General features: G+C 68.9%; 20 protein-coding genes. 11 read left to right on the top strand and 9 right to left on the bottom strand.

What is annotated here, in order from left to right; all coding sequences use genetic code 11:
• Positions 1-63: 63 nt before the first annotated feature.
• Together JYJ93_RS11655 and dnaE are read right to left on the bottom strand one after the other, a co-directional pair.
• Entirely contained in the window at positions 64-867 is an 804-nt protein-coding gene (locus JYJ93_RS11655; protein WP_206789633.1) for an SDR family oxidoreductase, read from the bottom strand.
• Positions 868-887: 20 nt separating this feature from the next.
• Positions 888-4,433 carry a DNA polymerase III subunit alpha gene (dnaE, locus tag JYJ93_RS11650; protein ID WP_206789631.1) on the bottom strand — a complete coding sequence of 1,182 codons (3,546 nt, stop codon included), beginning with the start codon at positions 4,431-4,433 and terminating at the stop codon, positions 888-890.
• Between the two features lie 235 nt (positions 4,434-4,668).
• On the opposite strand from dnaE, the gene JYJ93_RS11645 reads away from it, so the two are divergent.
• On the top strand, positions 4,669-6,771 hold the full coding sequence (locus JYJ93_RS11645; RefSeq protein WP_206789629.1) for a sulfatase: 2,103 nt from the start codon (positions 4,669-4,671) through the stop codon (positions 6,769-6,771).
• A 7-nt stretch (positions 6,772-6,778) separates the two neighbouring features.
• On the opposite strand, the gene JYJ93_RS40785 is transcribed toward JYJ93_RS11645, so the two are convergent.
• From JYJ93_RS40785 to JYJ93_RS11630, 3 genes are all read right to left on the bottom strand, one after another.
• Complete coding sequence (locus JYJ93_RS40785) at positions 6,779-7,633, bottom strand: CPBP family intramembrane glutamic endopeptidase (protein WP_206789627.1); 855 nt, start codon at positions 7,631-7,633, stop codon at positions 6,779-6,781.
• A gap of 165 nt (positions 7,634-7,798) precedes the next feature.
• A complete protein-coding gene (locus JYJ93_RS11635) occupies positions 7,799-8,269 on the bottom strand; it encodes an NUDIX hydrolase (RefSeq protein WP_206789625.1) in 471 nt (156 codons plus the stop codon).
• Positions 8,270-8,567: 298 nt separating this feature from the next.
• Positions 8,568-9,194: a hypothetical protein gene (locus JYJ93_RS11630; protein ID WP_206789622.1), complete on the bottom strand. Its 627-nt coding sequence runs from the start codon at positions 9,192-9,194 to the stop codon at positions 8,568-8,570.
• 184 nt (positions 9,195-9,378) lie between these two features.
• Between JYJ93_RS11630 and JYJ93_RS11625 the strand changes: the two genes are divergently transcribed.
• From JYJ93_RS11625 to JYJ93_RS11615, 3 genes are all read left to right on the top strand, one after another.
• Positions 9,379-10,305, top strand: a complete 927-nt coding sequence (locus JYJ93_RS11625) for an MBL fold metallo-hydrolase (protein WP_206789619.1) — start codon at positions 9,379-9,381, stop codon at positions 10,303-10,305.
• A gap of 95 nt (positions 10,306-10,400) precedes the next feature.
• The gene (locus JYJ93_RS11620) at positions 10,401-11,684 is read left to right on the top strand and encodes a S8 family peptidase (protein ID WP_242543773.1); all 1,284 of its coding nucleotides are present in this window, start codon (positions 10,401-10,403) and stop codon (positions 11,682-11,684) included.
• A 133-nt stretch (positions 11,685-11,817) separates the two neighbouring features.
• The gene (locus JYJ93_RS11615) at positions 11,818-13,803 is read left to right on the top strand and encodes a glycoside hydrolase family 15 protein (protein WP_206789609.1); all 1,986 of its coding nucleotides are present in this window, start codon (positions 11,818-11,820) and stop codon (positions 13,801-13,803) included.
• Here JYJ93_RS11615 and JYJ93_RS11610 read toward each other — a convergent pair.
• Both JYJ93_RS11610 and JYJ93_RS11605 read right to left on the bottom strand, forming a co-directional pair.
• A complete protein-coding gene (locus JYJ93_RS11610; RefSeq protein ID WP_206789607.1) occupies positions 13,761-14,516 on the bottom strand; it encodes a DUF5953 family protein in 756 nt (251 codons plus the stop codon). The two genes, JYJ93_RS11615 and JYJ93_RS11610, sit on opposite strands and share 43 nt — an antisense overlap.
• The gene (locus JYJ93_RS11605) at positions 14,513-15,151 is read right to left on the bottom strand and encodes a DUF6310 domain-containing protein (RefSeq protein ID WP_330166750.1); all 639 of its coding nucleotides are present in this window, start codon (positions 15,149-15,151) and stop codon (positions 14,513-14,515) included. The genes JYJ93_RS11610 and JYJ93_RS11605 overlap by 4 nt, the downstream gene beginning before the upstream one ends.
• A gap of 507 nt (positions 15,152-15,658) precedes the next feature.
• Here JYJ93_RS11605 and JYJ93_RS11600 point away from each other — a divergent pair.
• Positions 15,659-16,837, top strand: coding sequence for a serine hydrolase domain-containing protein (locus JYJ93_RS11600; RefSeq protein ID WP_206789605.1), 1,179 nt, complete (start codon positions 15,659-15,661; stop codon positions 16,835-16,837).
• 2 nt (positions 16,838-16,839) lie between these two features.
• On the opposite strand, the gene JYJ93_RS11595 is transcribed toward JYJ93_RS11600, so the two are convergent.
• Complete coding sequence (locus JYJ93_RS11595) at positions 16,840-17,736, bottom strand: CPBP family intramembrane glutamic endopeptidase (protein WP_206789603.1); 897 nt, start codon at positions 17,734-17,736, stop codon at positions 16,840-16,842.
• Positions 17,737-17,886: 150 nt separating this feature from the next.
• Between JYJ93_RS11595 and JYJ93_RS11590 the strand changes: the two genes are divergently transcribed.
• The 6 genes from JYJ93_RS11590 (at position 17,887) to JYJ93_RS11565 (ending at position 23,302) form a co-directional block, all read left to right on the top strand.
• A complete protein-coding gene (locus JYJ93_RS11590; protein WP_206789601.1) occupies positions 17,887-18,333 on the top strand; it encodes a periplasmic heavy metal sensor in 447 nt (148 codons plus the stop codon).
• Positions 18,334-18,435: 102 nt separating this feature from the next.
• On the top strand, positions 18,436-19,245 hold the full coding sequence (locus JYJ93_RS11585) for a hypothetical protein (protein WP_206789582.1): 810 nt from the start codon (positions 18,436-18,438) through the stop codon (positions 19,243-19,245).
• Positions 19,242-20,123, top strand: a complete 882-nt coding sequence (locus JYJ93_RS11580; RefSeq protein WP_206789581.1) for an aldo/keto reductase — start codon at positions 19,242-19,244, stop codon at positions 20,121-20,123. The genes JYJ93_RS11585 and JYJ93_RS11580 overlap by 4 nt, the downstream gene beginning before the upstream one ends.
• A 111-nt stretch (positions 20,124-20,234) precedes the next feature.
• Positions 20,235-20,534 carry a FruA-associating protein, FapA gene (locus JYJ93_RS11575; RefSeq protein ID WP_206789578.1) on the top strand — a complete coding sequence of 100 codons (300 nt, stop codon included), beginning with the start codon at positions 20,235-20,237 and terminating at the stop codon, positions 20,532-20,534.
• A 96-nt stretch (positions 20,535-20,630) separates the two neighbouring features.
• Positions 20,631-21,098: a (2Fe-2S)-binding protein gene (locus tag JYJ93_RS11570; RefSeq protein WP_206789576.1), complete on the top strand. Its 468-nt coding sequence runs from the start codon at positions 20,631-20,633 to the stop codon at positions 21,096-21,098.
• Entirely contained in the window at positions 21,095-23,302 is a 2,208-nt protein-coding gene (locus JYJ93_RS11565; protein ID WP_206789574.1) for a molybdopterin cofactor-binding domain-containing protein, read from the top strand. The genes JYJ93_RS11570 and JYJ93_RS11565 overlap by 4 nt, the downstream gene beginning before the upstream one ends.
• Here JYJ93_RS11565 and JYJ93_RS11560 read toward each other — a convergent pair.
• Complete coding sequence (locus JYJ93_RS11560; protein WP_242543772.1) at positions 23,299-23,961, bottom strand: Isoquinoline 1-oxidoreductase subunit; 663 nt, start codon at positions 23,959-23,961, stop codon at positions 23,299-23,301. The two genes, JYJ93_RS11565 and JYJ93_RS11560, sit on opposite strands and share 4 nt — an antisense overlap.
• Positions 23,962-23,995: the final 34 nt, after the last annotated feature.

Below are 23,995 nucleotides of genomic sequence, written 5' to 3'. Positions count from 1 at the left end.
CCTTCTAGCAGACATCCCCCGGCCACCGCGACGCAGGGCCGGGACACCGCACATCCACTGCAATCAGCCGTTGATGGCCTGGAGCACCGCGGCACCGCCCAGGAGCGACTGGCCACCGTCGCAGACCATGATGGCGCCGGTGATGTACGACGCTGCGTCCGAAGACAGGAACAGGGCCAGCCGGGCGATGTCGTCCGGCTTTCCGAAGCGCTGGAGCGGCAGGGCCTCCGCGAGCTTCTGCCGGGCGCCCTCCGACGGGGCCAGGCGGCTCATGCCCTCCGTGCCTTCGATGGGGCCCGGGGTGATGGCGTTGACGCGCACGCCCGTGCCGCCCCACTCGATGGCGAGCACGCGGGTGAGCATGTCCACGCCGGCCTTGGCGGCGCACACGTGGGCCTGCATGGCCATGGGCAGGTAGGCCTGGGGCGCGGAGATGTTGATGACGGCTGCGCCCGGCTTGCGCAGGTGCTCGAAGGCGGCGCGGGACACGTTGAAGGTGCCCAGCACGTCGATGTCCATCACCGCCTTGAAGCCGTTGGAGGACATGCCCAGCGCGGGCGCGGGGAAGTTGCCGGCCGCGCCGCACACCAGGATGTCGATCTCCCCGTACGCGTCCTTCACCTGCTGGAGCGCCTTCTCCACGGAGGCGTAGTCGCGCACGTCCGCGGCCACGCCCATGGCGGTGCCGTGGGCCTGGAGGCCCTTCACCGCGCCCTCCAGCTTCTCCACGTTGCGGCCGTTGATGGCCACCTTCGCGCCCGCCTGCACGAACGCGGTGGCGATGCCGAGGTTGATGCCGCTGCTGCCGCCGGAGACAAACGCCGTCTTGCCCTTGAGCAGCCCGTCCTTGAACACGCTGTCCGCCATGGAGTCGCTTCCTTTCGAAATCAGCCGAACTCCACGACCTTCTGCCCGAAGAGGCGGTCCACCGCGAGGAGCAAATCGTCGTTCACCTGCACCTTGAGGGTGGTGCCGGAGATGTGCGCCTCCGCCTCCCCGGGGAACAGCACGCTCACCGCCACCGGGGTCGCGCCCGCGTACTTCTTCGCCAGCTCGTTGAGCTTGGCCAGCCGCTCCTCGGTGACGATCTCCGCGGGCAGCCGCAGCTCCAGGCGCTTGGTGCGCTTCTCACGCACGGCCTTGAGGCTCTGGATGTCCTCGACGATGAGCTCCGCGGTGGGCGTGTTCTCGTCGCGCTGGGAAATCTGCACGGTGCCGGTGACGAGGATGGGGTCGTCCGACTTGAGCAGGTGCTCCCAGTGCTCGTATCCCGGCTTGGGGCCCTGCTTGGACCACTTGCCGTCCTTGCCCATCACGTTGCGCGTGCCGTCCTTGCCCGGGAAGCACACCAGCTCCGTGGAGCCGGACAGGTCTTCGATGGTGACCCACGCCATGCGCTTGCCCGTCTTGGTGGGGCGCTCGCGCAGCACGGTGATGATGCCCGCCACGGTGAGCTTCTCGTCGCGGCGCGCGCGCTGCACGGCGGTAATGGGCCGCGCGTAGCGCTTGAGCTCCTTCTCGTACTGGTACAGCGGGTGGCCGGACACGTAGAAGCCGATGGCCTCCTTCTCGAAGGCCAGGCGCTCCTTCTCCGGCCACTCCTCCACCGCCGCGTAGTCGTCCTTGAGGCCGGTGCCGGAGGACGCGGGGCCCGCGAGCATGCCGAACAGCGAGCTCTGGCCGGCGGCCTTGTCCTTCTGGCTGGCGGAGCCGCGGTTCATCGCGCGCTCGATGGTGTCGAAGAGCTGCGCGCGGGGGCGCTTCTCGAAGTCGAAGGCGCCGGCCTTCACCAGGGCTTCCAGCACCTTGCGGTTGACGCGGCGGCCGTCCACGCGCTCGCAGAAGTCGAAGAGGCTCTTGAAGGGGCCCTCCTTGCGCGCCTCCAGGATGGACTCGATGGCGCCCTCGCCCACGCCCTTGATGGCACCCAGGCCGAAGCGGATCTTCCCCTCCACCGCGCCGAAGGCCATGTCGGACTGGTTCACGTCCGGGGGCAGCACCTGCGTGCCCGACTCGCGGGCCTCGCCGATGTGCTTCACCACCTTGTCGGTGTTGTCCTTCTCGCTGGTGAGAAGGGCGGCCATGAATTCACACGGGTAGTGGGCCTTGAGCCACGCCGTGTGGATGGTGACCAGGCCGTACGCCGCGGAGTGGCTCTTGTTGAAGCCGTACTCGGCGAACTTCTCCATCAGGTCGAAGATTTCGCCCGCGACCTTCAGGTCCACGTTGTTGGTCTTGCAGCCCTCCAGGAAGCCGGCGCGCTCGGCCTGCATGACCTCCGCCTTCTTCTTGCCCATGGCGCGGCGAAGAAGGTCGGCGCGGCCCAGGGTGTAGCCTCCCAGCACCTGGGAGATCTGCATCACCTGTTCCTGGTAGACGATGACGCCGTAGGTGTCCTTGAGCACCGGCTCCAGGTTGGGGTGCGGGTAGGCCACCTTCTCCCGGCCGTGCTTGCGGTTGATGAAGACGTCCACCATGCCGGAGTCCAGCGGACCCGGGCGGTAGAGCGCGCCCGCGGCGATGACGTCTTCGAAGCAGGTCGGCTTGAGCTTCATCACCATTTCGGTGAAGCCGCTGGACTCCATCTGGAAGACGCCGGCGGTGTCGCCCTCCGCCATCAGCTTCCACATGGCCTCGTCATCCAGCGGAATCTCGTGCCGCTTGATGTCCTTGCCGTGGTTGCGGTTCACCAGGTCCAGCGCGTGCTGGATGACCGTGAGCGTCTTCAGGCCGAGGAAGTCGAACTTCACCAGGCCCGCGGCCTCCACCTCGTCCTTGGCGAACTGGGTGATGAGGATCTTTTCGCCGGGCGGCTGGTAGACGGGCACGAACTCCCAGAGCGGCTTGTCCGCGATGACCACGCCCGCGGCGTGCATGCCGGGCTGGCGGTGCAGGCCCTCCAGCGCGAGCGCGATTTCGAGCACGTCCTTGGTGGTGACGGGGTTGCCCTCCACCTCACCGATGTTCTGGGGCTTTTCGATCATCTCCTTGAGGCGAGGCTCCATCTCGATGGCCTCCTTCAAGGTGATGTTGAGGACCTCGGGCACCAGCTTGGCGATGCGGTCGCCTTCGCTGAAGGGCAGGCCGAAGACGCGGCACACGTCGCGCAGCACGCTCTTGGCCTTGAGCGAGCCGAACGTGATGATCTGCCCCACGTTCATCTCGCCGTACTTGCGGCCCACGTACTTGATGACCTCGTCGCGCCGGTCCTGGCAGAAGTCGATATCGAAGTCCGGCATCGACACGCGCTCCGGGTTGAGGAAGCGCTCGAAGAGGAGGTTGTACGGGATGGGGTCCAGGTCAGTGATGCGCAGCGCGTAGGCCACCAGCGACCCTGCGCCGGAGCCACGGCCCGGGCCCACCGGGATGTTGTGGTCCTTGGCCCAGTTGATGAAGTCCTGGACGATGAGGAAGTAGCCGGAGAAGCCCATGCGCTGGATGACGCCCAGCTCCAGCGTGAGGCGCGCTTGGTACTGCTCGCGGTCGATGGGGTACTGGCCCTCCAGCTCCTTGAAGCGCTGGCGCAGGCCCTCGTAGGCCAGCTCCGACATGAAGGTGTCCGGGGTGTGGCCGTCCGGCACCTTGAACGTGGGGAGCATGGGCTTGCCCAGCTTCAGCTCCACGTTGCACATCTCCGCGATGCGCATGGAGTTGTGCACGGCCTCCGGCGAGTCGGCGAAGAAGCCGAGCATCTCCTCCGGGCTCGTGACGTAGAGCTTGTCGGTGGAGTGGCGCAGGCGCTTGTTGTCCGCGAGCGTCTTGCCGCTGGCGATGCACATGAGCAGTTCGTGCGCCTTGGCGTCCTCTCGCTTGATGTAGTGCGCGTCCGCGGTGGCGACGAGCGGGATGTCCAGGTCACGAGACAGCTGCTTCAGGTTCTCGTTGGCCTTGTCCTGCTCGACCATGCCGTTGGACTGGACCTCCAGGTAGAAGCTGTCCGGCTCGAAGATGCCCTTGTATTCGGCGGCCACGCGGCGGGCGTGGTCCATGTCGCCGCGGAAGCACGCGCTGGTGACTTCACCGCCCAGGCACGCGGTGAGGCCGACGAGGCCTTTGCTGTGCTCCGCGAGCACCTGCTTGTCGATGCGCGGGTGGTAGTAGAACCCGTTCATGTACGCGGTGGAGGACAGGTAGCGCAGGTTCGCGTAGCCCTCCGCGTTCTTGGCCAGGAGGATGAGGTGGTGGGCCACCTTCTCCGAACGGTCCTCGCGCCCCTTGGGGCCGGCGACGTAGGCCTCCAGGCCGAGGATGGGCTTGATGCCGGCGTCCTTCGCCTTCTTGTAGAAGTCGATGGTGCCGAACATGTTGCCGTGGTCCGTCACGGCCACGCTGGACATGCCCTTCTCCTTCACCGTCTTGATGAGGTCCTTCATCCGGATGGCCCCATCCAGCAGCGAATAGAGGGTGTGGAGGTGAAGGTGGGTAAAGGACATGGGCGTTCCGGCTCCCGGTGAAGAAAGAGGCGCCTGAACACTAGAGCCCGCAACCCCTGCTCGCCAGTCCAGTGACGGGGCCGGAGGAAAGAACCGGGACGGGCGCGTGCGGGGCCCTTAAAACCGGCCTGGGAGACACCCGGAGCGGAATTCCGGCCCCCCGTCCGTCCGGGCGTGGGCACTCCCTCCGGGCATGGGGTGGCCACCGTGGGATTCGTGACCACGCTGCCCCAGGATGCCCGCCTTCGCCCGTACACCGCCGACGCTCGCTCGCGCCCTCCTGCTGGGCTGCCGGGCAGGCCTGCTCGTCTTCCTGGTGCTCTACACGCTCTGTGCCCTGCTGAACATGCAACTGGGTTACCAGGGGAACGAGAGCGGCGTCGTCACGGAGTACGTCTGGAACGAGTGGCGCAGCGTGGTGCTTTGGCAGGTGGCGCGGCTCATTGGCGCGTACTGCGTGGTGGGGCTGTTGCTCGGGGCGCTGCTGGGGGCCGGGCTGTGGGCGGCGGAGCGGAGCCGGCGCGCGGTGTTCTGGCTGAGCGGCCTGGGGTGCCTGGTGGTGGAGGGCTTCCTGGTGGCGGCGGACATGGCGCGGCATCCGCACCTGTACGCGGCGACGTTGTACGAGCGCTCGGAGGTGACGGCCGCGGTGCTGCGGGGGTTGAGCGGCACGCAGCCCTCGGGTTGGGTCATGGCGGCGCTGGTGCTGCCGGTGTTGAGCGTGCTGGCGGTGGTGGGACGGGGGCTCGCGGAGTCACCCCGCTGGCGCGGCGTGCTGGGCGGCGTGACGGCCGCGGCGGCGGTGGCGGGCTTCACGGGGCTGGGGCTGACGCTGGAGGGCCCTGGGGCGGAGTCCGGCGGGCACACGAAGCCGAACCTGCTCATCCTGGCGTCGGACGGGCTCAGGCCGGACCACCTGTCGGGCAATGGCTATTCACGGTCCACGTCGCCGAACATCGACCGGTTGATGGCGGAGGGCACGCGCTTCGACGACACGGTGGTGCAGGTGCCGCGCACGGCGCCGTCGTGGACGACGCTGCTGACGTCGCAGTACGCGGGCGAGCACCCGGTGGTGCACACGCTGGTGGGGCGCGAGGCGCGTGAGACGAAGCTCACCACGCTGGCGACCGCGCTGGAGGCGCAGGGGTATCGCACGGCGGTGGTGGCGGACTACGCGGGGGACCACTTCTCGCGGTTCCCGTATGGCTTCCATAAGGTGTCTGCGCCGGACTTCCGCTTCCCGGACCTGGTGCGGCAGCGGATGTTGATCACCCACGTGGCGCTGCTCCCGTGGACGGCGCTGGCGCCGGAGCTGTTCAAGGAACGGGGCGAGTTCCCGGAGCTGACGGACCCTGCCCCGCTGCGCACGCGGGTGCGGCAGGTGCTGGACGGGATGCCGCGGGACGCGCCGTTCGCACTGGTGGTGTTCGCGTCGTCCACGCACTTCCCCTACGCCGCGCCGTGGCCGCTGGAGGGCAAGTACGTGGAGCGTGGGTATCGCGGGCCGTGGCGGTTCGGAGCGACGCCTCGGATGGAGGTGGATCCGGATGCGCCCGGGGCAACGCCGGAGGACGTCGCGGCGCTGGGAGCGAACTACGACGCGGGGGTGCGCACTTTTGATGGGCTGGTGGGGAACGTGCGCGAGGACCTGGAGCGGCGGGGCCGGTGGGAGGACACGCTGGTGGTGCTGGTGTCGGACCACGGTGAGCACCTGGAGGACGAGGGGCTGGGCCAGGGCCACGGCGACCACTTGTGGGGCAGTGCGGGGCTGCGGATTCCATTCGTGGTGCGGCTGCCCGGGCAGGTGGCTTCGGGGCGGCAGGTGACGCAGCGGGCGCGGTCGCTGGATGTGGCGCCGACGGTGTTGGATTTGCTGGGCGTGCCCGCGCCGGAGTCGTTCCGGGGGCGCTCGTTGGCGCCGCTCGCGCGGCCGGGGCCGGAGCCCAGGGCACTGCCGGATGTGCCCGCGCTGATTGAGACGGATGTGTGGTTCAGCGACCGCGACGGGCAGGCATACCAGACAGTGCGCATGCCGTATCCGTGGCTTTATGAGATCGCGATGGTGGAGGGCGATACGGGGGAGATCGCGCTCAAGCCGGAGTGGGAGGGCCCGGTCCGCCGGGCGCGGCACCGGGGGCTCTATCTGGGCCGGTGGAAGTTGTTGGAGCTGCCCACTCCGGATGGGGTGCGCGTGCAGCTCTTCGACACGGTGTCGGATCCGTCGGAGGTGCGTGACGTGGCGGGAGACCATCCGGACATCGTGGCCACGCTGAGGGCGAAGCTCGCGGCGGAGCTGCCGGATGCGGCGGGCGAAGCTCGTGGTGCCGTGGGGCCTTGAGCTGCGTTCAGGGCCCTGCGAGCACGGGCTCTGACGGCCGGGCCCCCACCCGCCGAAGCGCCATCAAAACTCCCACGAACGCCAGCGAGCACGCCGCCAGCAACGTCACGTGAACGGACGTCGGCAGCCCCGTGGTGGAGGGCGCATAGCGGGTCAGCAGGAACGAGGTCAGGTTGTTGAAGACATGGACGAAGATGGGCAGCCGCAGGCTCCCCGTGCGCTCCGCGAGCCAGCCCAGGAACAGGCCCATCAGCAGGGCCATGGGACTGTGGATGGGGTCGAAGTGCAGGATGCCAAAGAGCGTCGCGGCTCCCACGATTCCCGCGGTGCGTCCCCAGCGTTCCACGAGTCGCGTCTGCACATAGCCGCGGAAGAAGAGCTCCTCCGCCGTGCCCGCGACCAGCGCGCCAAAGAACAGAAACGCCGCGAAGGTCGCGACAGAGCCCTGGCTCGCGGTCTGCAATCCCTTGAGCGACGCCCCGTAATTCCATACACCCACGAGCACCGACAGGCTCTCCATCGCCTGTCCCATCGTGAAGCAGCCCACCAGCGCGGCCACCCAGGCCCATGCCGGGAACGGTGTTCCCGCGCCCAGGCGCAGCCGCTGCATCAACGGCGTGGGAGACAAGAACCCGCCCATGAGCGCGGCGACCAGCGCCAAGAGGCTGGACGTCATCACGGCCGCGACCATCAGCCAGGGCATCGACCTGAGTCCCTCCGTGAGGGCCTGGATGGCTGCCGTGTCCTGGGGTTTCACTCCCGTGCGGAACATCTCCATCGCCATCGCGATGCTGGCGGCAATGACACCTCCGACGACGATTGCCGTCGCCAGGAGCGCGAACGCAACCAGGACCGTCCACACGCGTGGCTTCGATGTGGGAACCGGCGAATTGACAGTGGACAACGGGTCGGAAGGGGAATCCATGGCGGGCGATGGTAGCGCCCAAGTTCGAGCAAGACGAGACAGGCCATGGTCCGCGACGGCCACATCCGGGACGCGACGACGGTCGTGCCCGTCGGCCCGTCATCAGGCTTCCTCGTCGGGAAGAAGCGACTGGAGCAGTTCGTCGTCAGGACCAAGTGGACGCCAACCGGGCGGCGGCGGACTGGCAAGGAGCGCATTGCTGGCCTGCTCCACGCGCCCCTGATGGGTTTCCGGCGTGTAGCCACTCCATCGACCGAGCGCGATGGCAATGTCCATACGAGCTTTATCGTTCATTACGGTCGGCCAGCCCTTGGGGAACTCGTCGGACAGCTCGCGCACGAGCACATCGCGCACAAGGCGTGTGACTCGCCTGCGCTGCTCTGCCTCGGCGAGCAGGCCGCTGAACACCTGCACCGCGGCGACATCATCTTCACCAAGCTCGTCGGCCAGTCCATGCAATGGAACGGCAGGGCGCGCCGCAGCAAAGGCGGTGAGCGACTCGTATCCACGCTTGCGTACCCGTTCGTACAAGCGGGCTCTCACGTCGCCATCCCACGGATGCCGGGCAGTCATGGACCCCTCCAGGAGGCGAAGTTCATTGGGATTCTATAGTCCTTCATGTGCTTCGCGACGAGCTTCAGGATGGCATCCCTCGTCAACGTCCGGCCGGCTCGTGCCTCGCGACGAGCCCGCGCAAGCGCTCGCTGCCCCGAGGCCGCCCCAGCGTGCTCACCGCCATGGTCAGCCCGTAGCCGCTGAAGTGCCGGAAAGAAGCGCCGGAGCCCTGACGGCCTCAGTCAGGGCTCCGGCCCGAGGGATGTCTTCCACGGCGACATCGACGGTGGCCCCGGGCATGTTTCGGTTCGCGCCCCTACGGTTGCTTCCGCACGCCGAGGGTGATGGACATCATTCCTCCCGAAGGTTGGAGCGTGACACGGCCCGCGGTGAGGTCCTCTTCCTTGAACTGATACAGGAGGACACCGGTGATGGTGTCGTTGACGCTGAGATCACTGTCCCAGACACGGAAGGCCCAGGGCTCCGCGAGCAGGCGACCCGCCGTGGCGGTACAACCACCCGAAGTCCACGCGGGCGTATAGCTCTCCACTTCCGGTGTGACGGAGGTCACCGTCGCCCCCGGGCATTGCATCTCCACGAAGACATCTGGCGCGGAGCCATCCGCATCCCAGGCCGTGCCATTGTTGCTGGCCGTGATTTGAGCGGACGTGGGCTGGACGAACCAGACACCCGCCGGATCCGCTCCACACGTCTGTTCTGTCTTGCAGACCTGGGCCGCGTCGCACGCCTTGCACGCGGCCCCGGCCTTGCCACACGCGGAAGCGGTGTTTCCGGTCTGGCAGACGTTGTTGAAACAGCAGCCCGTGCAGTTCGCCGCGGAGCACGTCACCGGAGGCGTGTTGTCCTCCCCCGGGTCGTCACCGCCGCCGCAACCCGCCAGGAACAGTCCCGCGACCACTGCCAAAATCCGATGAATCTTCATGCCTGTGTGACGCCCCCAAAGAGGTCCGTGTTCGGGGCGCAGGATGTCCAGATGAACGTTGGCTGTCTTTACCTCTCCCGGGGGATGGCGCATTCAGGGTCCCTGGAAGAAGCTTCCGCGAGCAGGCGCGCACACCGCCGGAATTTCACGCAGGGCGACGGCCGGAGTCGGCAAGATGCCGGCCATGAAGAGAACCCTGTGGCGTCGCGTGGGCCTGGTTGTCGCGGCCCTGTTGCTGGTGCTGGTCGTCGTCGCGGCCGTGGGACTGAGCGACGTGAACGTCCCGGAGACCTCGCGCTTCGACGCCGACCTGGGCGCCATCCGGGCCCTGGCCGTCTCCACCGGCGCGCCGCTCCCCACCGCATTGCGCAGCCAGCACGTGAGCCGGGCCTCCGGAGTGCCCCACGCGCTCGTGGTGGCCGGCAGCGGATTCGCAGAGGCCACCTTCGACTTCTACGCGTACCAGGTCGTCTATGCCGACGGCCGCACGGTGATGGTGGACGTCGTGAGCGACGAGAAGACGCAGCAGGACCAGTTCCCCGGCTCGGAGTTCGACGCCGCGTCCTACACCCGCGTCCAGGAGGCGCTGCGCCGCGCGGATGCGACGGTCGTCACCCACGAGCACTTCGACCACTGCGCGGGCATCGCGCATTCGCCATACCTGGACGAGGTGGCGAGCAAGGTCCACCTCACGGACGAACAACTGCGAAGCCCGCTCGCGAAGGAAGCCGGCTTCACCCCGGAGCTGCGCGCGAAACTCACTCCGCTCCAGTACGAGCGAATGTACCTGCTGCGTCCCGGCGTGGTCCTCATCAAGGCCCCGGGCCACACGCCCGGCACCCAGCTGGTGTACGTGCGGCTCGTCGATGGGCGCGAGTTCCTGCTCGTCGGCGATGTGGCCTGGCACCAGGACAACATCCGGCTCCCGAGGATGCACCCGCGACTCACCAATTGGCTGGGCGGCGAGGATGCACAGGCGATGGCACACCAACTGCGGTGGCTGCACGACCTGCAGCGCACCGCGCCCGAGCTGCACCTGGTGGTGGCCCACGACGGCGCGCAGATGCAGGACTCCCAGCGCCGTGGGCTCATCCTGGACGGGCTGCTCTGAGCCCTTGAACGGACGTTTCGCGGCCCCGCGGGGCAGCAACTGCTTTGATTCGGCATGCGTTATTTCCCTGGGAAGTGTCACCCCCGGGGGGACCCATGTCGCTGAAGCTCCTGTCGCGGACCGTCGCGTCCGCCTGCGTGCTGTTCCTGCTGCCAGCGTGCCAGAGCACGGGCAATCCCATACCGCCGCCGCCCGATGACACGCCCTGCCGTGGCACCGCGTCCGTGCAGACCCCGGTGCGTGAGAAGTTCCTCACGGTCGCGAAGCCGGTCTCCGGTGAATACGTCGTCGTGCTCAATGAACCCCAGGAAGGGAATGCCGCGCAGGCGCCGGTGGTGGTCGCGCGGCGCCTGACCGAGCGCTTCGGCGGCAAGACCTTCCACGTGTACACGCACGCGCTGCGGGGCTTCGCCGCGCGCATGAGCGAGAAGCAGGCCCGCGCCATGTCCGCCGCGCCCGAGGTGGCGTACGTGCAGCAGAATGGCGTGGTGACGCTCGACGAGAGTCAGCCCGATGCGACGTGGGGGATTGACCGCATCGACCAGCGCGACCTGCCGCTCAATCAGCTCTACCAGTACCAGACGCAGGGCCGGGGCGTGCACGTGTACGTCCTCGACACGGGCCTGCGCCCCACGCACCAGGAGTTCGCCGGGCGGGCGGACATCGCCTTCGATGCCGTCGGCGACGGTCGCAACGGCGTGGACTGCAACGGCCATGGCACCCACGTGTCCGCCACGGTGGGCGGCACCCTGTATGGCATCGCCAAGAGCGCGTCGCTGCACGCCGTGCGCGTGCTGGACTGCGCAGGCTCGGGGACGACGGCGGGCGTGCTGGCGGGCGTGGACTGGGTGACCGAACACCACCAGTCCCCGGCGGTGGCCAACATGAGCCTGGGCGGAGGGGAGGACGCGGCGCTCGACGATGCCGTGCGCCGCTCCATCACGTTGGGCGTGACGTATGTGCTGGCGGCGGGCAATGAGAACCAGGACGCGTGCAAGCGCTCCCCCGCGCGCACCGCCGAGGCCATTACCGTGGGGGCCACCACCACCGTGGACCGGCGGGCGTCCTTCTCCAACCATGGCGACTGCGTGGACGTCTTCGCGCCCGGCGAGGAGATCTTCTCGGCCTGGGCCAGCGATGACACGGCGACCCGAACGCTGAGCGGCACGTCCATGGCCGCACCCCATGTCACCGGCATCGTCGCGCTCTTCCTGGAGGCCCATCCCTCCTCCGCGCCGCAGGAGGTCAGCGCCGCCATGACGGGCAACGCCACACCGGACAAGGTGACCAACCCCGGGCGCTGCTCACCGAACCGGATGGCCTACTCGGGCTTCATCGCGCCGCTGCGGGCCCCCACCGTCCGGAACGGCGGGGAGTAGGCACGGCCCCGAGTCCGCGCTCACGGCGGAGCGAGGGCACCCTGCGTGGGTGGGTCGCCGGGTGCGGTCGTCTCGCGGGGGTCGCTACTTTGAGGGCGGGAGGTCGCGCTCCTGCCCCGCGACACGCCTGCCCATGGACCTCTACAGCGCCGCCAAGCGGATGGCCCGCCCCTTCCGGTTCACCAACCCGGCGTCCTACCGGGAGATCTCCCTGGCCGCCCGTGGGGTGATTGGCGATGGGAGTTCCTGCGCGCTCGTCCGGCCGGATGGCGTCATCGACTGGCTCTGCTTCCCCCGCTTCGACAGCCCGAGCGTCTTCGCGGGCATCCTCGATGACGCGAAGGGTGGCATCACCGGCATCACCCCCGTCGTGTGGCCCTTCGAGAGCCTGCAGCGCTACGACCCGGACACCAACGTCCTGGAGACGCTGTTCCGCTTCGAGCGTAAGGGGGCCATCCGCATCATCGATTACATGCCGTGGACCAACGACCCGCGCTCCAACGTCCACGAGGTGCACCGGAGCATCGAGTGTCTGGAAGGCCCGGTGGAGCTGAACATCGTCTTCGACCCGCGCTTCGGTTACGGGACGTCGCGGACGCGGGTGGAGCGGGAGGAGCACGGCCTGGTCGCCCGCGGGTCGGCAGGGGAGCGGCTGGTCGCCGTGCTCAGCGGGGAGGCGGAGTGGCGGCCCTGCGAGGACATGCGCGGCCACCCCTGCCGGGGCGACACGGGCCTCCAGACGCGCATCCGGATGGGGCCGGGCGAGCGGCGCTGGATGATTCTGTCGTGGGATTCCGACCGGCCGGAGCCGCTGGCCGCGTACCGGCCCTTCGACCACCTGCGGGACACGCGCCAGGCCTGGCGCGAGTGGGCGCAACAGCTCCACTACGAAGGGCCGTGGCGGCACCACGTGCTGCGCTCCGCGCTGGCACTGAAGCTGCTGATGTACGGCCCCACGGGCGCGATGGTGGCCGCGCCCACCACCTCGCTCCCGGAGTGGATTGGAGGGCCTCGCAACTGGGACTACCGCTTCAGCTGGGTCCGCGACTCCGCGATGGCGGTGCGCGCCACCAACCTGCTCGGCTTCCAGCATGAGTCGCGCGAATTCTTCTACTTCATGCGCGACACGTTGCAGCGCGGAGACACGCTTCAGGTGATGTACACGCTGGACGGCGCCTCCGTACCGCCGGAGCGGGAGCTGGACCTCCTGGGAGGCTTCCAGGGCTCGCGGCCGGTGCGGCTGGGGAACGACGCGAGGGACCAGTTCCAGTTCGACACCGCGGGCGCGCTGCTCGACGCGGCGTACCTCTACGAGCGCTCCGGCGGGCGGCTGCCGCTGCGCACCTGGAGGCTGCTGCGTTCCGTCATCCAGGCCACCGCCCGCCGCTGGAGCGAGCCCGACCACGGCATCTGGGAGCCGCGCCGGGAGATGCGGCACAACGTCCACTCGAAGCTCATGGGATGGCTGGCCCTGCGCCGGGGGCAGCACCTGTCACGGCTCTTCGGGGAGACGGCGCTGGAGCAGTCCAGTGCCGCCCTGGCGGACGTCATCCGGGCGGACATCCTGCGCAACGGCGTGGATCCGAAGCGCAAGCACTTCGTCGGGGTCTACGGAGGCAATGAGCCAGACGCCGCGCTGCTGCAGTTGCCCATCGTGGGCTGCTTCCGGGGGACGGATCCGTTCATCCTGAGGACGCTCGACTGGCTGCGCGCGGAGCTGGGCGCGGGCCCGTTCCTGCGCCGGTACCGGATGGATGACGGGGTCGCGGGGCCGGAGGGAGGCTTCATCCTCTGCGGCTTCTGGCTGGCGGAGGCGCTGGCGTTGGCCAATCGCATCCAAGAGGCCGAGGACGTCTTCGTCGCGCACGCGGAGGCGTCGAACCATCTGGGATTGTTGGCGGAGGAGATCCACCCGCTGACGCGCGAGCAGTTGGGAAACTTCCCACAGGCGTTCAGCCACCTCGGCCTCATCAGCGCAGCCGCGCGCATCGACCGCGCGCTCAGGCTCCGGGACGAAGGGCAGTCGGAGCCCCCGCACCTCCTGGAGCCCGAGCCGCCCTCCATCGAGTGGCCTTCTCAAGTCACTGCACGTCCGCCGATCTCCGGGAACCGCTCATAGGCCCGCAGGAGCGCGTCCAGGTGGCCGGGATTGTCCAGGTCGAGCGGTGCGTCGGTGAGCTGCACGACCCACCCTCCCGTCGCCGTACGCCGTGCCCGTGAAAGCAGCTCGGCGTCACGGTTCGGGTCCGGGAATCCGATGGCCTGCGCGGCCGGAGCAGACCAGTAGTTCAACCACCCGAGGCGATGCGGAATCTCAGGCGCGTGGATTTTTTCTGGCAGCTTGAGTGCTGGCAGACCTCGGGGAGGAACTCCTGGTTTGCGGACCGGATCGCGTGTCTGCCGTGCGATCTCGACACCTGCACCCGATGGCGTTGCATGTCCCCAAAACGCATGGGCCCCCTCTGCCACGGCTCCAAGCACATCCGCTGCTGCCGCGATGACGGCCTCGTCCAGAGGCAACTCTGCATGGACGTCGAGCAACGGCAGCCCGCCCGGTGATTGGCGCGCGGGAACCTGCAACCCAAAAATCGTAACGGGGTAGCTCTCATCACCATTGCACACCAGAGGGAATCTCCCGTCTTTCGTTCCTTCTGTGAGCCACGCGTCGCGCTGTGGCAATGCGATGAGGAGTCCGTCGTCGGCGACTCTCCACTGCAGGCGCACTCCAGGGAGCCCACGTTCCATCCCGTGGACGACAGCGAGTGTCCGAGCGTCCTTATCGGCGAGAGCGGACGCGTAGACGATGACGTCGAGGGTGCCTTGAGTGGTCACCGCTTGCACCCCGTGACAACGATATTCAGTTCGGGTGCCGCGCGTTCCAGCGCTATTTTGTGCGCGGCACTGCTCACGCCAACGACGAAGGCATATCCACAAGACTCCGCGATGTCCTTCTCTTCCCGCATCCTGGCCACCTGCTCACTGATCACCTGACGTTGGAGAAAAGCACTGTACGTATCGAATTGATGGGTCTTGATCTCCCATAGCTTGCGCGCTCCGACTTGCAACGCGTCGAAGCGCACACCGCCAACGAGCACATCCATTCCCGGATAGCGGTTGGGTGGGAACTTGTCGGCACATTCATTATGTGGGTCGTCCTCGCCCGCGTGGGGCACTGGAACAGGTTCGCAACTTGCGCGTCCCGTCTGGTCCACGGGCGCAGGCGGCACCGGGGGCTGCCAGTCTTGCCCTGCGGGTTCGGGCTTCAGCTTGGGCTTGCGTTGGGCCTCCGCCTCCCGGGATGCCACCTTCGTTCCTCGTGAGGCTCCTGATTCCTCGGGGTAGGCATGGCGGAATTCGTATGCCTCCAGCGCTTCTTTGATTGCGACGCCGACCACCACCACGCCAAGCACGATCACAGCCCCCACGGCAATCTCAGGAGCCGCCAGCACACAGAGCCCGATGCCCACGGCTGCGGCATCCGCTGAAGCGATTGAGCATCTGCCCGTAGTGTCGTGGAACTCAAGCCGGTCATGGTCGAGGGCCCGATAGCACTTCTCCACCAGCACGGGCCAAGGCTGGGAAGCCTCACGGACGACGCACTGTCCCCTGTCAGTCCACGGCAGCTTCGCCGCTCGCTGGAGGTTGGCGCGCCTCGGGTTCCACCCCCCTGGTTCATTTCGGTCTGGCGCCGATGCAGCGCAGGCCGAGAGAACGAGCAGAAGTGCGATGCAAGCTCGGAGACGCATCATGGCCACGTCCTTCAATCAAGCGAGATACCGGGGGTCAAGACTCGTCCGGCAGGAGCGCCCGGAGAAGCTCGTCGCCAGGACCGGGCGGACGCCGACCAAGTCGGACGAGGGTAGCGCCCCTGCGGACCAGGTCGCGAATCCGCCGCGTGGAGCAATCGGCCGTGGCCGCGCTCGTTGTACGGACGATAGGGTCTGCTTCATGTCTCGCGGATGGGAGCCCATTGCATGAAGAGGCTGCGCGCCTGGAGCCTGTGTGTGTTGCTTGCCAGCGGCTGTGCCACGACTTCGGCGGTTCGTGAGTCGCCGCCCGTTCCCGACGTGGCCGCGTTGGATGCGGAAGCGGCTCGTGCGATGTCCGCGACCGGTGCGAAGGGGCTGGCCATCGCGGTCATCGACAACGGGCGTGTGGTCGCGACCCGGGCCTATGGCGCCCGCAACGCGAAGGGCGAACCGCTCCGCACCGACACGGTGATGTATGGCGCGTCCATCACCAAGACGGTCTTCGCCTACGTCGTGATGCAACTGGCGGACGAGAAGCGCATTGACCTCGACACGTCCATCTCGAAGTACCTGGACAAGCCGCTGCCGGAATACCCGGACGAGGACCGCTATTCGACCTGGTCCCATCTGGCCGGCGACGAACGCTGGCGGGACATCACGCCTCGCGTGCTGCTCACCCACAGCGCGGGCTTCGCCAACTTCGGGTTCCTCGAACCGGACGAGCGGCTGCGCATCCACTTCGCTCCGGGCAGCCGCTTCGCGTACTCCGGCGACGGCATCATCCTGATGCAGTTCGTGCTCGAACGCGGGCTCGGGCTGGACGTGGGCGCGGAGATGCAACGGCGCGTGTTCGACCGCTTCGGCATGCGCACGACCCACATGATGTGGCGGCCGGACTTCGCACAGAACCTGGCCGACGGATGGAAGCTCGACGGCAGCGTGGAACCGCATGACGAACGCAGCAGGGTGCGCGCGGCCGGCTCCATGGACACCACGCTGGATGACCTGTCTCGCTTCGCCGCCGCGCTGGTGAGCGGTGAGGGTCTGTCACCCGAGGCCTTCGCCCGGATGACCTCTCCGCAATTGCCCATCACCACCCGGAGCCAGTTCCCCACCCTTCAGGACGAACTGCCGCCGGAGTCACGGCGCAAGGACCTGGCGGCGGGCCTGGGCGTCGTGGTGTTCGACGGTCCCCAGGGACGCGGGTTCTTCAAGAACGGCCACAATGACAGCACCGGCAACACCCTCGTGTGCCTTCCTCGCGGACGCCGCTGCGTGCTCATCCTGAGCAACGACGTCCGCGCCGAGCCCGCCTATCCCCACCTGGTTCGCTTCGTGTTGGGTGAAGCAGGTGTGCCCTGGGATTGGGAGTACGGCGACATGGCGTTCTGGGACGGCCGCTGAGCTCACGCGCCCGCGAGCATCACGGGCTCCTGCTTCGGGGCTTCGGTGATGCGTCTCAGCGACACCACGGCCCCCACCGCCAGGAAGGTGCACACGACGAGCAGCGCCGCGTGCAATGAAGCCGGGTACTCCTCGGCCGGCGGCGCGTAGCGGGTGAGCAGGAACGACGTCCCGTTGTTGAGCATGTGGACGAAGATGGGCAGCCGCACGCTGCCCGTGTGCGCCGCGAGCCATCCCAGATACACGCCCATCAGCAGGGCGATGGGGCCGTGAATGGGATCCAGGTGCAGGAGGCCGAAGAGCGTGGCGGATCCCACGATGCCCGCCGTGCGTCCCCATCTCTCCACGAGCCGCGTCTGCGCGTAGCCCCGGAAGAAGAGCTCCTCCGCCGTGCCCGCCACCGGCGAGCCGAAGAACAACAGCAGCGCGAAGGTCCCCAATGGGCCCTGCCCCGCCGCCAGCAGCCCCTTCAACGATGCCGTCCAGCCCCAGGCCCCCGTGAGCACCGCCAGGCTCTCCAGGGACTGTCCCACCGAGAAGCAGCCCACCGCCGCCGCCACCCAGGCCCATGCCGGCAGCGGCACCCCACCCCCCAAGCGCAGCCGGTCGCGCAGGGGCCGCGGAGACAGCCAGCCGCCCGCGAGCGAGAGGCCAAGCGCCAGGGTGCCGGCCAACATCACCGTCAACACGGGGGGCCACGGCAGGGCCTCGACCTTCTCCATCAGGCTCGCGTGGACGCCGCTGTCGCTTGGATCCACACCGGCCCTGGCCGCCTCGATGCCCAGCGCGATGTTCGTCACGAGGGCGCTCACGGCGACGAGCGTCACCAGCAGGACCATGAACGCGACGAACACCGTCCACACTCGCGGCCGTGACACCGGGATGGACGCGGATGACACTGAAGGGGAATCCATGGCGGCGGAAGATTAGCCGCCGGCCCAGGGCTTCATACTTCTTCACGCCCTGCTCAAATCACCGCAACTGGCGGCTTCCATATTGGGTCCAGTCAAGCAGCGGGAAACAGCACCCCACGCCTGGAGCCACACGCCATGAAGAAGACGCTCGTCATCGCCGGTACCGCCGTCGTCGCCGTCACCCTGCTCACCGGTTTCGGCTGGGGCCGCCATCACCGCGGCACGCCCGACCCGGAGCGCATCCACCAAATGGTCACCTGGAAGCTGGACGACAAGCTGGATGACCTCAACGCCACCGAGGCCCAGCGCTCCTCCATCCACGCCGTGAAGGACCGCCTCCTCAACGAGGGCCAGTCCCTCATGGAGGGCCAGCAGGCCGCCCGCGCCGAGGCCGTCACCCAGCTGACGTCCGACACGCCCGACGCCGCGAAGCTCCACTCGCTGGTGGACGCGCGCATCGACGCCGCTCGCGCCTTCGCCCACAAGGCCGTGGACGCCGTGCTCGAGGTCCACCGCACGCTCACCCCCGCCCAGCGCCAGACGCTCGCCAGCGACTTCCGCGAGCACACCGGAGCGAAGTAGACCCACCCCGGGGCCCGCGCCGGGTGCGCTCGGCATGACACATTCCGTGATTCACCCTGAACCCTCGTGCGCAGGGATGACGCGCGCGGTTATTGTCGGTCGGTGGATTACACCGATTACGCTCGACGCATCCGCTCCCACGCGGCCCTGGGGGAGCTCTCCGAATACGGCCTGGTACACGAAGGGGGGCGCGACTATCCCCTCTTCCGCCTCATCGTTCCGGGCGACCGCTGGCTCGTCATCACGTCCGGCTTCCATGGGGAGGAGCCCGCCGGCCCGCTGACGCTCGCGAAGCACCTGCCGGACATCGTCACGTACGCGAAGTCCAGGGGCGTGGGCCTGCGCGTCTACCCGTGCATCAACCCCTCCGGCTTCGAGGACGGCACCCGCTACAACCGCAGCGGCGAGAAGCCCAACAACGACTTCATGCGCTACGAAATCGCCCCCGGCGAGTGGCGCGGTGAGCTCGTGGGCGACCCGCCCATCCTCCGCTGGGCCCTGTACGACGGCGGCCCCAAGGAGACGCGCGCGGTGCGCACGGACCTGGCGCGCTTCCCCGCCCCGGACGCGGCGCTCGACATCCACCAGGACAACTACCTGGGGGGCGTCGCGACGTACGCATACGTCTTCGGGGACAAGGCCGCCTACCACCCGCTGCAGGAGGCCGCCGCCGCGCACGCCACCGTGGTGAAGAGCCGCAAGGTGGATGACAACGCCTACGCCGACGAGCACGGCCTCATCGTCTTCCACGACGGCAGCGTCACCGACTGGTACATGCGCCAGGGCGTGCCCTACGCCGCCGCGCTGGAGACCACCACGCCCACGTCGCAGGACGCGTGCGACGCCGTGAACCTCATCTGGATCCGCGGCTTCATCGACCTGGCGGCGCGTGGAGAAGGTCCGACCCGATGATTCAACGTCCCCTGGGGAAGAGCGGTCTCACGGTGTCCGCGCTCGGCTTCGGCGCGGGGCCCGTGGGCAGTGAAGCGCTGAGCGACGCCGACGCGGAGGCGCTCCTGCACGGCGTGCTGGACGCGGGCATCACGCTCATCGACACCGCGCCCAGCTATGGCGTGTCCGAGGAGCGCATCGGCCGGTTCCTCGGCTCGCGCCGCCGCGAGTTCGTGCTGTCCACCAAGTGCGGCTACGGCGTGCCCGGCGTGGAGGACTGGACGCCCGAGTGCATCACGCGCGGCGTGGAGCTGGCCCTCCAGCGGCTGCGCACGGACGTGCTGGACGTGCTGCACTTCCACTCGTGTCCACCGGACGTGCTCCACCGCCCGGGGCTCATCGAGGCGCTCACCCGCGCGGTGGAGGCGGGCAAGGTCCGCGCCGCCGCCTATTCGGGCGACAACGCCGGACTGGACGCCGCGCTAGAGACGGGCGCGTTCGCCGTGGTGCAGACGTCCGTGAACCTCTTCGACCAGCGCTCGCTGGACCATGGCGTGGCCAAGGCTCGCGAGCGCGGCGTGGGCGTCATCGCCAAGCGGCCCCTGGCCAACGCGCCGTGGCGCTTCCCGGGGCGCCCCTACGCGCACGACGTGGGCGAGTACTGGGAGCGGATGCAGCGCATGGCCCTCCAGACGGACGGCCTGGACTGGCCGGAGCTGGCGCTGCGCTTCACCGCGTTCGCGCCCGGCGTGGCCACCTGCATCGTGGGCACCACGCGGCTGGACAACCTGCGCGCCAACGCACGCACCCTGGAGCAGGGCCCCTTCCCCGAGCCCACCATTCAGGCCATCCGCGACGCCTTCCGTCGCCATGACACCGGGTGGGATGGCGTCATCTGACGCAGCCCGCCAGTCTGACGTTCCGTCCTCCAGCGAAGATTTCAGCGTCGGCAACTGCTCACTACCGACATTTGCCTCGTCCATCCGGGTCGGGTGCTAGGCCTGGGGGCCATGGCAACCATCCGGTCCATGAACGTGATGCCAGAGTCTGAGAAGGATGGAGAGATGGTGGAGTTGCACCCCACCTCGTTGGATTTGAATCAGGTCGAGCCCACCCCGCAGGTGGCCAACTGGCTGCGCATGCGCGCGAGCCAGTGGCTCACCACGGCGCAGAGGGACTTCAACACGGCCCTCTTCGCGCGGGATGGTTCGGAGGAGTCGTTCGACCGCTACGCCGAAGCACGGTCCGAGCTGGACTCCGCGGAGGCCTGGGCCCTGCGCGTCGCCGAGTTCGTGGCGCACGTGCGGTAGGCGCGGTGTTGATGGGAGGCGGACGTTCGGTGTCCACCTCCGACGGAGCGCCTGAGCGGGGCTGCTAGCCTCCCCTCCCCCCGGAGGAGCCCGCGGATGGCCTTCACGCTGAACGTCAACGGAGCATCCCACGTCATCGACGAGGAGGAGGACATTCCCCTTCTCTACGTGCTGCGCGACACGCTGCGGCTCAACGGCGCGAAGTACGGCTGCGGCGTGGGCCAGTGCGGCGCGTGCACCGTGCTGCGTGATGGGGTGCCGGTGCGCTCATGTGTCGTGCCCGCCGTGTCGCTTCAAGGACGCGAGGTCACCACGCTGGAGGGCCTGCGCGCTCCGGATGGCACCCTGCACGCGCTCCAGCGCGCGTTCCTCGCGGAGCAGGCCGGACAGTGCGCGTACTGCATCCCGGGGATGATCCTCTCCGCGGCGGGACTCCTGCGCCGGAAGCCCTCTCCCACCGAGGCGGACATCCGCACCGCGCTGGATGCGAACCTGTGCCGGTGTGGCTCGCACAACCGCATCGTGCGCGCCATCCAGCGCGCGGCGGCGGAGTTGGCGGGATGAGCGCTCCGGTCTCCCGTCGCTCGGTGTTGAAGGGCTCGCTGGTGCTGGCCTTCGCGCTCGCGGGGCCGGACGTCACGTGGGCCGCGCCCGGGCAGAAGAACGGCCTGCCCCAGGACCTGGCGCGCACGCCCGCGCTGGATGCGTGGATCCGCATCGGCGAGGACGGCGTCGTCACGCTCATGACGGGCAAGGTGGAGCTGGGCCAGGGCATCCTCACCGCGCTGGGGCAGTTGTGCGCGGAGGAACTGGACGTCGAACCGTCGCGGCTGCGCGTCGTGTCCGGTGACACGCGCGTCTGTCCTCCGGAAGGTCCCACGGCCGGGAGCATGTCCATTCCCAATGGCGGCGCGGCGGTGCGGCAGGCCTCCGCGGAGGTGCGCGCGCTGCTGGTGGACATGGCCGCGAAGAAGCTGCGCGTCCCGGCGGCGCGGCTCACCGTCCGGGACGGCACGCTGCGGGACACGGGCGGGCGCGCGCGCATCACCTACTGGGAGCTCGTGGGAGGAAAGCGTCTTCAGCGCGAGGCCACCGGAACCGTCGCGCCCAAGCCCGCCGCCCAACGCAAGCAGGTGGGCCGGTCTCTTCCCCGGATGGACCTGCCCGCGAAGGTGGTGGGCGAAGCGCGCTTCGTCCAGGACCTGAGAGCCGACTCGCTGGTGCACGGCCGCGTGGTGCGCGCGCCCACGCCGGGTGCGTCACTGGTATCGGTGGACTCCGCGCCGGTGGCCGCGATGCCCGGTGTGCTCAAGGTGGTGCGGGACGGAAGCTTCCTGGGCGTCATCGCCTCGCGTGAATGGCAGGCGGTGAAGGCCGCCACCGCGCTGGCCGCCGCGGCGCGCTGGAAGGACGGCGCGCCGCTTCCCGAGGATCCGCATGCGTGGTTGCTGGCGCAGCCTACGCAGGACACGGTCATCCACTCCGTGGAGCGCCCCACCGACGTCGCGCCCGCGCGCACGCTGGAGGCCACCTACCGCCGGCCGTACCAGATGCATGGGTCCATCGGTCCGTCCTGCGCGGTGGCGGAGTGGGACGGTTCCACGATGACCGTGCACACCCACAGCCAGAGCGTCTTCGAGACGGGCGAGGCCGTGGCCAGGCTGCTGGGATTGACGAAGGAGCAGGTGCACTGCCGGCACCAGGAGGGCTCCGGCTGCTACGGGCACAACGGCGCGGACGACGTGGCGGCGGATGCGGCGCTGCTGGCCCGCGCCCTGCCCGGCCGCGCGGTGCGCGTGCAGTGGTCGCGCGAGGACGAACACACGAACGAGCCCTACGGCTCCGCCATGGTGACGCGGGTGCGCGCGGGCGTGGACGCGAATGGGGACGTGCTCGATTGGGATTACGCCTTGTGGTCCACGTCGCACGGGACGCGGCCCGGGGGGCAGCCCGGAAACCTGCTCGCGGGCCGGTCCCTGGCGAAGCCCTTCGCCCAGCCCACGCCGAGGAACGGCGGGCCGCCCAACTACTCCGCCGACCGCAACGCCATCCCGCTGTATGCCTTTCCGGGGCAGGCCGTGACGACGCACTTCGTGACGGCGATGCCCGTGCGCGTGTCGTCCATGCGCGGCCTGGGCGCCTACGCGAACGTCTTCACCATCGAGTCGTTCATGGATGAGCTGGCGCACGCCGCGAAGGTGGACCCCGCGGCCTTCCGGCTCCGGCAGCTTCGCGATGACCGGGCAAAGGCAGTCATCGTCCGCGCGACGGAGCGGTTCGGCTGGGAGCGCTTCCAGCGCAGGCCGCACCACGGACGCGGGCTCGCCTTCGCCCGGTACAAGAACCTGGCCGCGTACTGCGCGGTGTGCATGGAGGTCTTCGTGCCTCCGGACACGCTGGTGCCGCGCGTGGTGCGCGCCGTCCTCGCCGCCGACGCGGGCGAGGTGGTCAACCCGGATGGGCTCGCCAACCAGTTGGAGGGCGGGCTCATCCAGTCCCTGAGCTGGAGCCTGAAGGAGGCCGTGCGCTTCGACTCGCGGCGCATTTTGTCTCGCGACTGGGAGGGCTATCCCATCCTCACCTTCTCCGAAGCGCCGACCGTGGACGTGCAGCTCATCGACCGGCCGGAGGAGCCGTTCCTCGGCGCGGGGGAAGCGAGCCAGGGCCCCTTGGCGGCGGCGCTCGCCAACGCCGTGTTCGACGCCACGGGCCTGCGCGCGCGGGACCTGCCCATCACCGCGGAGCGGCTGAAGGCCCTGCGCGGTTAGGGCTTCGGGCAGTGGGCGCCGGTGTCCACCCAGGCCTGGATGAGCGCGCCGAACTCCGCCTGCGTCCCCGGAACCGGCTCGCGTCCGGGGCCCGGGTTCCAGCCCCAGCCCACGAGCACGTCCTCCGCCATGTGGTGCTGGATGGCCGCCAGGTCCTTGCCACCGTTGCGCTTCGGGTCCTTGAGCTGCTCGCAGATTTCGCCCAGCGAGCGGCCGATCCACGCCATCTCCACGGGGGCCAGGGCCCACTTGGGATTGCCCGGGATGCTGGCCACCGTGGCGCCCACCGTGGGCGTGTTCGCCGCCTGATGACAGGCCGTGCAGGGCAACCCGGGCACGCCGTGGCCCTCCTCGCCGCCCACCACCGCCGGGACATGCGCTTGCTGAGACATGCCCTGCCGGGGCCTGCCGTCCGGCGGGTGGCAATTCGTGCAGCGCGGATGGGCAATCACCCGCCCCGCCTCCACGAAGAGCGCCACGGAGCGCGCCTGCGTGTCCTCGATGCGCGCGAAGGACGCCACGGGGCGCAGTGCATTCGGAGCAACAGGCGCTTCGGACTCAGGCGTCCGCGTCGCGCTCCGGCAGCCCGTGAGCGCGGCGACGGCACACGACAGCAGGAGGACGGCGCGGTGGCTTCGCATCACGCGGGAGCGTGACATGGGACGACAGGGGCCAGCCATTCCGGCCCTCGTC

This window comes from Corallococcus sp. NCSPR001 (assembly GCF_017309135.1).
In the GTDB taxonomy this organism is placed as follows: Bacteria; Myxococcota; Myxococcia; order Myxococcales; family Myxococcaceae; genus Corallococcus.
Note: the sequence above shows the minus strand (reverse complement) of the source record. Positions and strands in the feature narration are given on the sequence as shown.